Origin of the sequence: Winslowiella iniecta, from assembly GCF_001267535.1 — a bacterium.
Classification (GTDB): Bacteria; Pseudomonadota; Gammaproteobacteria; order Enterobacterales; family Enterobacteriaceae; genus Erwinia; species Erwinia iniecta.
Genome location: NZ_JRXE01000017.1, coordinates 113,579 through 122,857, shown reverse-complemented (window position 1 = coordinate 122,857; position 9,279 = coordinate 113,579). Strand labels below are relative to the sequence as shown.

Here is a 9,279-nt window from a genome sequence, read left to right as displayed (position 1 = left end):
ACTGGCGATGAAAACCCCGGCGTAGATCGCGCCCTCCACCAGCCCACTGACAAAATCACTCAGTAACGAGCTGTGTACCAGCGGGTCGTCAAGCCTGGCGGCAACGTAATCGGCCATGGTTCAGGCCTCCGCCACAGTGGGGGAAACACGGGTAGTGCGCGAACAGGAGCGGGACAGCGGCTCAGTGCCGGAGGGTGTCCGGAAAAGCCGCTGTTCGACGGGGAAGAGTACAGAAATGCGTTCAGGCATAGCGTTTCATCCATAAAATAATTCACTGCCCCTGCGACGGGGAGTTCACCTGATCCTTCAGGGAGTCATTATCAATATCTTTACTGGCAGGGCACAGTGCGCCTTCGCGAGGCTTTAGCGACAGCCCCGGTTTTTTCGATTGGCAGAACGCTGCCTTGCATTGTTTTAAACTAACCGTTGCGAAAGCGCAACGGCAAAAATCACCTATTGCGCATTGTTCTTTTGCCAATAAAAAACAGGCGTATTGCTCAATTTATTTCACTGAGGATTTTTAAAAAAGCAGAACCTGTCCCCTGCTTGCTTTTTAACGAGAATTTATTTTTCGTTTCCCAGACTGCCCTTACTCTCTCTAATCCCTTCACTTTCCCGCCACTGCTTTAATAACCGCTGCCGCCGCTGTGGATAGCGCTGTTGCACGCTCTCCAGCGCGCTAATACGGTCGATACGAAAATGGCGAAATCCCTGACGTAACTCGCACCACGCCAGCAGCATGCGTAACCGATCAAAGTAGCCGACGGCAAACGGCCATATCCTGCGCCGCGAGTGACTGCCTTTCAGATCGAGATAATCAATATCCAGTTTGCGCTCGGCGCGAACGGCCTGACGAATCTGCGGTAACAGTGCATCGGCGGTTTTGCTGTAGCTGCCGGGGCCAATCAGCAGCGCATTTTCATCCAGCGACTGACGCAGGTCATCCGGCAGTACCGCCGCCACTTTGTTTAGCGCGCTTTTGGCCGCTGCCGCCAGCGGATCATCGCCGCGCGCGGCCAGCCAACGCGATCCCAGCACCAGCGCCTCGATCTCTTCCGGCGAAAACATCAGCGGCGGCAGCATATAACCCGGTCTTAATACGTAGCCCAACCCCGCCTCACCTTCTATATCGGCACCCTGCGCCTGTAGCGTGGCGATATCACGGTACAGGGTGCGCAAACTGATATTGAGCTGCGCCGCCAGTTGCGCACCGCTTACCGGAAAGCGATGACTGCGCAGGATATGAATCAAGTCCAGTAAACGTTGAGCACGCGACATACCTGTTCTCCCTGATAAAAGCGGCAGCTATTCATTAGCCAAATAATAATTCCTGCAATCTTTATCACAATTGCTTAGTTCTCTCCGATCCCGTCTCGCCAGATGATAAACCGACAGCACAGACTCTCTGATTATAAAGGAATTCACCATGCGCACTCGCTTTGCTTTTAATGCCGTTCAGCGCACGCTGGCATTAAGTGCACTTTTTGCTTCACTCGCCGGGACTCACACTGTTTATGCCGCTGAAAACGCGGCGGTTAAAGGCGGCACGCTAATCTATCTGGAGCAGCAAGCCCATACCAATCTCTACCCGCCCGCTGGCGGTTTCTATCCTAACGGCGGCATCCTTAATCAGATTACCGATAAGCTAACCTGGCAGAACCCGGAAACGCTGGAAGTCGAGCCGTGGATCGCCGAAAGCTGGAGCACCAACGCCGATAAAACCGAATACACCTTTAAAATACGCCCTGGCGTCACCTTCTCCGACGGTACGCCGCTGGATGCCAGTGCGGTGGCGAAAAACTTCGATACCTATGGTCTCGGTAATAAGGCGCAGCGCCTGCCGGTCTCCGAGGTAATTAACAATTACGATCACAGCGAAGTGATTGATCCGCTAACGGTGAAGTTTTATTTCAAAAAACCGTCACCAGGTTTTTTACAGGGCACCGCGACCATTGGTTCCGGGCTGGTTTCCCTCAGCACCCTGGCGCGTAACTTTGATGCGCTCGGCGATGCCCGCCACATTATTGGCTCCGGCCCGTTTGTGGTGAAAAATGAGAAGCTGGGTCGTGAAGTCGATCTGGTAGCGCGTAAAGAGTATAACTGGGGGCCGAAAAATAGCGCCCAACAGGGCGCGGCGAACCTCGACGGCATAAAAATTATCGTTACGCCGGAAGACAGCGTGCGTATTGGCGCGCTGCTGGCGGGTCAGGCGGATGTGATTCGCCAGGTTCAGGCTTACGATGAGAAGCAGGCCAGCGATCAGAACTTCCCGATCTACGCTGCACCAACGCGCGGCATCAACGACAGTATCAGCTTCCGACCGGATAACCCGCTGGTCGCCGATCTCAAAGTGCGTCAGGCATTGCTGCACGCCACCAACTCGCGTCAGGTGGTCGATACGCTGTTCTCACCGAACTATCCGCAAGCCACTTCGGTGGTGGCGAAATCCGCCGCCGGTTACGTCAATCTGGCCGACAAACTGAAATATGATCCGGCGCTGGCGCAGAAACTGCTGGATGAAGCGGGCTGGAAACCTGGCAGCGACGGCATTCGTCAGAAAGAGGGCCAGCGTCTGGCGCTGACGATTTACGAATCGCTGCCGCAGCCGCAAAACAAAGAGGTGCTGCAATTGATCGCGCAACAGTGGAAGCAGGTCGGCGTCAGCCTGGCGGTGCGCGCGGGCGATGCCGGCAGCCGCACGCTGGACAACCTCGATCCGCAGAAAACGCCGCTAACGGTCTCCGAAGTGGGACGCGCCGACCCGGATGTGATTAAGAGCCAATTCTACCCGTCAAATCGCGATGCGCTGCTGCAAAAAGGCGGCTCCAGCGACAAAGTCGCCCATTTCCGTGACGACAAACTGAATCAGCTGTTAGTGGATATTTCAGCAGAAATCGACCCGCAAAAACGCCTGCAACTGGCCGGGGATGCGCAACGTTACCTGCTGGATAACGCCTATGTGATTCCGGTGTTTGAAGAACCGCAAGTCTTTGCTGCCGCTCCGTGGCTAAAAGGCATCAGTTTTGAAGCGGTTGGTCGCCCGAGTTTCTACGGTTCATGGCTTGAAAAACACTAAGCCGGAGAGTACGCGATGAAAAGCTATCTTACCCAGCGACTCGGCCAGGCACTGCTGGTGCTGTGGGCGGCGTTTACCGTCTCCTTTGTGCTGTTGCAGGTGCTGCCGGGTGACGCCATCCTGATTAAATTTCAGAATCCCGATCTGGGCCTTAGCCCGGATCAGATTGCCGAAATGCGCCTCGCCTATGGCGCGGACAGCCCGTTATGGCAGCAGTATCTGCATACGCTGGCGGCGATGCTGCGCGGTGATTTTGGCTACTCGGTACAGGCCGGGGTACCGGTCAGCGATCTGCTGGCCAGCAATTTCCCCGATACGCTGCGCCTGGCGCTGCCGGGTTTTCTGCTGGCGGTGGTAATTGCTGTACTACTGAGTTTTATCTCCAATCTGGTCGGCTTCCGCTGGCTGAAAAATGCCTTACAGAGCCTGCCGTCGCTGTTTATTTCGCTACCGACCTTTTGGCTCGGCATCGCGCTGATTCAGCTGTTCTCCTTCCAGTTGCGCTGGATTCCGGTAATCAATCCTGGCCCATGGCAGGGGCTGATATTGCCAATTATTACCCTTGCCATACCGATTTCTGCTCCGCTGGCGCAGATCCTGATCCGCAGCATCGATCAGGTACAGACGCAGCCATTTGTGGCGGTCGCCCGCGCCAAAGGTGCCAGCTACAGCGGCGTGTTATGGCGTCATGTGGCGCTGAATGCGCTTTTACCGGTGCTGACGGTTGCCGGTTTGCTGCTTGGCGAACTGATTGCCGGGGCGCTGATTACCGAAACGGTGTTTGGCCTGAGTGGTCTCGGCCAGCTGACGCAGCAGGCGGTCAATAACCAGGATATCGCAGTATTACAGGCGATTGTTATGATCTCGGCGTTTGGCTTTGTCACCATCAATCTGCTGGTTGATCTGCTGACCCCACTGCTCGATCCACGTCTGCAAACTTATCGCGGAGCGACCTTATGAGCCTGATCGATCAACTTGTACGCCCAAAAGCGGCTCCGTCCCCTGCCCGCCGATTCAGCCGTTATCCTTTGCCCGCCGGAGCGCTGCTCGCCTGGCTGGTGATATTGCTGGCGATTGCGGCGGCTGTCGCACCGGGATTATTTACCGATTACAGCCCAACGGAGGGCATCGCCGGGGCGCAGCGGCTGGCACCGCAGGCCAGTCACTGGCTGGGTACCGACCAGCTCGGTCGCGATCTGTATGCACGCATTGTCTGGGGCGCTTCCCATTCGCTTTCTGCGGCACTGGTGGCGGTGGCGCTCGGTCTGGTGGTTGGCACCCTGCTTGGCGTGCTGGCCGGTGCAACCGGGGGGAAAACCGAAGCGGTGGTGATGCGCATTATTGATGTGCTGCTGTCGATTCCGGGTCTGTTGCTGTCACTGAGCGTCATTATCTTGCTCGGTTTCGGCACGGTAAACGCGGCAATCGCCGTCGGTGTAACCTCGATTGCCAATTTCGCCCGACTGGCGCGCGCCGAAGTGGTACGGGTACGCCACAGCGATTATGTCGAAGCGGCATATGGCAGCGGCGGCACCTTCTGGAGCGTGCTGTGGCGTCATATTCTGCCCAACTCGCTGACCTCGGTTATCGCCTTCTCCGCCTTACAGTTTGGTAATGCCATTCTGGCGCTGTCGACCCTGAGCTTTCTCGGCTACGGCACGCCCCCGCCTACGCCAGAGTGGGGGCTGTTGATCGCCGAAGGGCGTAATTACATCTCGACCGCCTGGTGGCTGACCACCTTCCCCGGCCTGGTGGTGGTCGCCATCGTTTTAGCGGCTAACCGTATCAGTCGCCAGGTTTCAGGAGCACGCCGATGAACGATCAATCACCGGTGCCGCTGCTGGCACTGGAAAATCTGACGCTCAGTTATCGCAGTGGCAGCCAGCCACGGCGGCAGGTGGTGCACAATGTCTCTTTTCAACTGAAAGCCGGTGAGATGCTGGCGCTGGTTGGCGAGTCCGGCTCGGGCAAAACCACCACCGCCCAGGCAATTATCGGCCTGATGGCAGAGAACGGCGTGCGCGACAGCGGACGGATCTTGCTTAATGGCGTCGATATCAGCGACTGGTCGCAGCGGCGGCTCGATACGCTGCGCGGCGCGCGCATCAGCCTGATCCCACAAGACCCCGGCAGCTCGCTGAATCCGGTCAAAACCATTGGCGATCAGGTGGCAGAAATCCTGACGCTGCATCAGCGCCTGGGTCGTACCGAACGCCAGCAGCGAGTGATTGCCCTGCTGACCCGCGTCGGTCTCAGTCATCCGGAGCAGCGTGCGCGGCAATATCCGCATCAGTTATCCGGTGGCATGAAGCAGCGAGTGCTGATTGCTATCGCCATTGCCTTGCAGCCCGCGCTGATTATTGCCGATGAACCGACCAGCGCGCTGGATGTGACAGTGCAAAAACGCATTCTCGATTTGATCGACGAATTGCGCCGTGAGTCCGGCACCGCGGTGCTGTTTGTCACCCACGACCTGGCGCTGGCGGCGCAGCGTGCCGATCGGCTGCTGGTGTTCCGCAACGGTGAAATTCAGGAACAGGGCGAGACCGCCACGGTGATGAATGCGCCGCAAAATCCTTATACCCGTCAGCTATTTGCCGACCTGAGTGCGCTGGCTCCGCCCCAGCCACCGACCCGCCATGCCAGCTTCTCCTCACCGGCAATTGTGGTTAACGGGGTGAATAAAACCTTCCAGCTGGGCAAAGATAAACAGCAGACATTGCAGGCGCTGCAAAATATCGCCTTTAGCGTAACGCGTGGCACCACCCATGCCTTGGTTGGCGAGTCGGGTTCCGGTAAAACCACGCTGGCGCGCATTCTGCTCGGTTTTCAGCGCGCAGACAGCGGCCTGGTGCTGATCGACGATATCGATGCCACCGAATTAAGCGGTGAGGCACTGCGCCAGCTGCGGCAAAAAATTCAGCTGGTGTATCAGAATCCGTTTGCCTCACTCGATCCGTCACAAACCCTGTACGACATGATTGAAGAGCCGCTGCTGAACTTTGCGCCATTAAGTAAAGCTGAGCGCCGTCTGCGGGTAGAAGATGTGGCGCTGCGGGTGGCGCTGCCGGTCGAGCTGCTGACGCGCAAACCGCGCGAGCTGTCCGGTGGTCAGCGCCAGCGCGTGGCGATTGCGCGTGCGCTGGTATTACAGCCGGATATTCTGGTGCTGGATGAAGCCACTTCCGCGCTGGATGTCACCGTCCAGGCGCAAATTCTCGGCCTGTTGCAACAGCTGCAACACCAGCTGGGTCTGACCTATCTGTTTATTTCTCACGATCTGGCCACCGTGCGCCGTATCGCCCACACCGTTACCGTGCTGCGTGCCGGACAGGTCGTCGATCAGGGTGATGTCGACACCCTGTTCCGCCAGCCGTCCAGTGACTATACCCGTGAGCTGATTAACGCCATTCCTTCCCTTGCCGCTGAACAAAAGGATTTCGCATGAGCCAGAAACGCTTAGGCTTTTTTACCCGTTTGCTGGATAAAACCGGACCACAACAGCGCTACCGCCTGGCGCTGGAACAGATTCAACATGCCGAGCGCTTCGGCTTTGATACCGCGTGGATTGCCCAGCACCATTTTCATGAAAATGAAGGCGGTCTTCCGGCACCGCTGGTGTTTCTCGCCCATGTCGCGGCGCAAACCCGGCACATTCGCCTGGGCACCGCTATTATCACCCTGCCGCTGGAGAACCCGCTGCGGGTAGCGGAAGATGCGGCGGTACTGGATTTGCTGGCGGACGGACGGCTGGAAATTGGCCTTGGATCCGGCGGCACCCCCAGCTCGTTTCTGCCCTTCGGCCTGAGCATTGAGCAGCGCGCCGCCGCTTTTGCTGAACATCTGCAAGTGCTGCATAACGCCTGGAGCGGTGAAACTTTGGGTCATGCCGATAACCGCCTCTATCCGCCCGCTCCGCAGCTGACATCGCGGGTTTGGATCGCCACCTTTTCCGTTGAAGGCGCGGCGCGTGCCGGTAAAGCCGGGCATGGTCTGATGCTGTCGCGCACCCAGCCGCGTCCGGCCGGGCAGCCGGGATTAGCGCTGGATGCGATACAAAATCCGATGATTGATGCCTATCTCGCCGCGTTACCGGCTGGCGTGCCGCCGCGTATTCTGGCTTCGCGCACCGCTTTCGTCAGCGACAGTCGCCAGCAGGCGCGCAAACTGGCGCAACCCGGATTACGCGAACAGGCGGAACATTACCGCGCCACGGGTCATCAGCTGGCAGGCGACACACTGGATGACTATATCGCCGCCTTTGATGTGCATCTCGGCACTCCGGACGAGGTGAAAGCCTCACTGGAACACGACAGCGTGTTGCTGCGTGCCACCGATATTTCTTTCCAGGTGCATTCGATCGATCCGCCACATCAGCAGATTCTGCGCTCCATCGAACTGCTTGCTACCGAAGTCGCCCCGGCGCTTGGCTGGCGCACCGCTCATTCAATTGTTGATCAGGGAACCCCCGCATGACACAGACTACCGATTTACTGGCTGAACTGGCTGATATCGACCCGGCCTCCCCGCTTGCCGCCGCCCGTCAGCAGCGGGATGCCGCAACGCGCCATAGCCAGGGCAGTTACCGGGCACTGTTCAGTGACGGCAGTGCTGACTTCCCGCTACAGGAACGCGTTGCGCTTGCCGCAGAGGTGGCGCACTGGCATCAGGATGAACAGCTTGCCGCGCATTATGCCGCGCAGCCGGGGAACGCCGCCAGCAGCGCCCGTTTTCAGCTGGCGCTGGAACATGCCAGACGCCTGACTTTTCAGCCGGTCACCGCCACTTCCGCGCATCTGGCGGCATTACAACAGGCAGGCTGGACGCTGGATGCTATAGTGACACTGTCACAGATTGTGGCTTTTGTCAGCTTCCAGAGCCGACTGGTGCGCGGTTATCGACTGATTGCCGGCCACGGTGTTTCTGACAGCAACACCGCCTTTACTGCCGGAGAGTGGCACACACAGCCGCAAACCCAAACCGGCAAAACCGCGCCGGTGTATTTTACCACCGCAGAGCTGGGCTGGGAGCCATGGATAGCGGCTAAACCGCTGGCGGAATTTGCGGCTGAACAGCAGCAAACGCTGGCACGTTTTGGTCATAGTGATTCTGATTACTTCCGCCTGTTAGGGCGAAACCTGCCGGTGCTGGAACAGCGTACCCTGACGGATAAGGGCATTTTTTACACTTCCGCCGGTCTGTCGCGTGCGGAGCGCGAACTGGCTGCCGCTGTCGCCAGTAAAGTAAACGGCTGCATCTTCTGCGCCTCGGTACATGCGCGTAAAGCCGCGCAGTTAGCTAAGCAGCCGGAAGCGGTTCAGCGCCTGCTGGATACGCCGCCGGGCGGGCAACTGAGTGCCGATCAGTCGTCACGCTGGCAGGCACAGATCGATTTTGCCGCAGCGATTTCTGCTACTCCCGCCAGTGCCAGCGCACAGCAGATTCAGCAACTGCGTGCAGAGGGACTGAGCGATCTGGAGTTACTCGACCTGCTACAATCAGCCGCTTTCTTCGCCTGGGCTAATCGTCTGATGCTGACCCTGGGTGAACCCTTTATTCCGGCGGAGAACCACGCATGACATCTTTAAAACCGCTAGTCGATCATGTGGTGATCAATGTCGCCGATCAGCTTGACGAAGCCAGCGCGCTGTTTCGCCGCCTCGGTTTTCAGCTCAGCGCGCGCGGTCATCATTCGCTCGGCTCCAGTAATTATTTAGCCATTTTTGGCGAAAACTATCTTGAACTGCTGGGTTACGAGCCGGAACGCGGCAATCAGCGCGAAGATTTATGGCAGTCGCCGCGTGGCCTGAGCGGCCTGGTATGGAAAACCGAGGATGCCGACGCGGTTTATCAGCATCTTCAGCAGCAGCAGCTGGCTGGCGATCCGCCTGCGGCGTTCTTCCGCCCGGTCACCCTGCCGGACGGCAGTGAACAGCAGGCACGTTTTCGCACCACCCGACTGCGCAGCGATGCGGTTGCGAATGGACGCAGCTTTTTCTGTCAGCATTTGACACCACACGCGGTATGGCAGCCAGCATGGCAACAACATCCCAACGCGGTGACCAATATCAGCGGTTTTATTATTGCTGCGGATAATCCGGCCGCCGCCGCCGAGGTGTATGCGCAGCTGTTTACTGCCGGGAGGGTGACGACGCTTAACGATGGCAGTCTTGAATTACCGGCGGGCGTCACCGGGGTGCGCT

General features: G+C 58.1%; 8 protein-coding genes. 7 read left to right on the top strand and 1 reads right to left on the bottom strand.

Annotated elements, in window-relative coordinates; all coding sequences use genetic code 11:
• Nucleotides 1-564: 564 nt before the first annotated feature.
• Complete coding sequence (locus tag NG42_RS13420) at nt 565-1,278, bottom strand: helix-turn-helix transcriptional regulator (protein WP_052899956.1); 714 nt, start codon at nt 1,276-1,278, stop codon at nt 565-567.
• Nucleotides 1,279-1,426: 148 nt separating this feature from the next.
• Between NG42_RS13420 and NG42_RS13415 the strand changes: the two genes are divergently transcribed.
• The 7 genes from NG42_RS13415 to NG42_RS13385 all read left to right on the top strand — a co-directional run.
• A complete protein-coding gene (locus NG42_RS13415) occupies nt 1,427-3,076 on the top strand; it encodes a TIGR04028 family ABC transporter substrate-binding protein (protein WP_053115602.1) in 1,650 nt (549 codons plus the stop codon).
• Nucleotides 3,077-3,091: 15 nt separating this feature from the next.
• Complete coding sequence (locus tag NG42_RS13410) at nt 3,092-4,036, top strand: ABC transporter permease (RefSeq protein WP_052899955.1); 945 nt, start codon at nt 3,092-3,094, stop codon at nt 4,034-4,036.
• Nucleotides 4,033-4,893, top strand: a complete 861-nt coding sequence (locus NG42_RS13405) for an ABC transporter permease (RefSeq protein WP_052899954.1) — start codon at nt 4,033-4,035, stop codon at nt 4,891-4,893. Before NG42_RS13410 ends, NG42_RS13405 begins: the two co-directional genes overlap by 4 nt.
• Complete coding sequence (locus tag NG42_RS13400; protein WP_052899953.1) at nt 4,890-6,524, top strand: dipeptide ABC transporter ATP-binding protein; 1,635 nt, start codon at nt 4,890-4,892, stop codon at nt 6,522-6,524. Before NG42_RS13405 ends, NG42_RS13400 begins: the two co-directional genes overlap by 4 nt.
• A complete protein-coding gene (locus tag NG42_RS13395) occupies nt 6,521-7,552 on the top strand; it encodes a putative FMN-dependent luciferase-like monooxygenase (protein ID WP_052899952.1) in 1,032 nt (343 codons plus the stop codon). Before NG42_RS13400 ends, NG42_RS13395 begins: the two co-directional genes overlap by 4 nt.
• The gene (locus tag NG42_RS13390; protein WP_052899951.1) at nt 7,549-8,655 is read left to right on the top strand and encodes an alkylhydroperoxidase domain protein; all 1,107 of its coding nucleotides are present in this window, start codon (nt 7,549-7,551) and stop codon (nt 8,653-8,655) included. Before NG42_RS13395 ends, NG42_RS13390 begins: the two co-directional genes overlap by 4 nt.
• Nucleotides 8,652-9,279 (top strand): VOC family protein (locus tag NG42_RS13385; protein ID WP_052899967.1); only part of this gene is annotated, 628 nt, incomplete at its 3' end. The genes NG42_RS13390 and NG42_RS13385, both read left to right, overlap by 4 nt.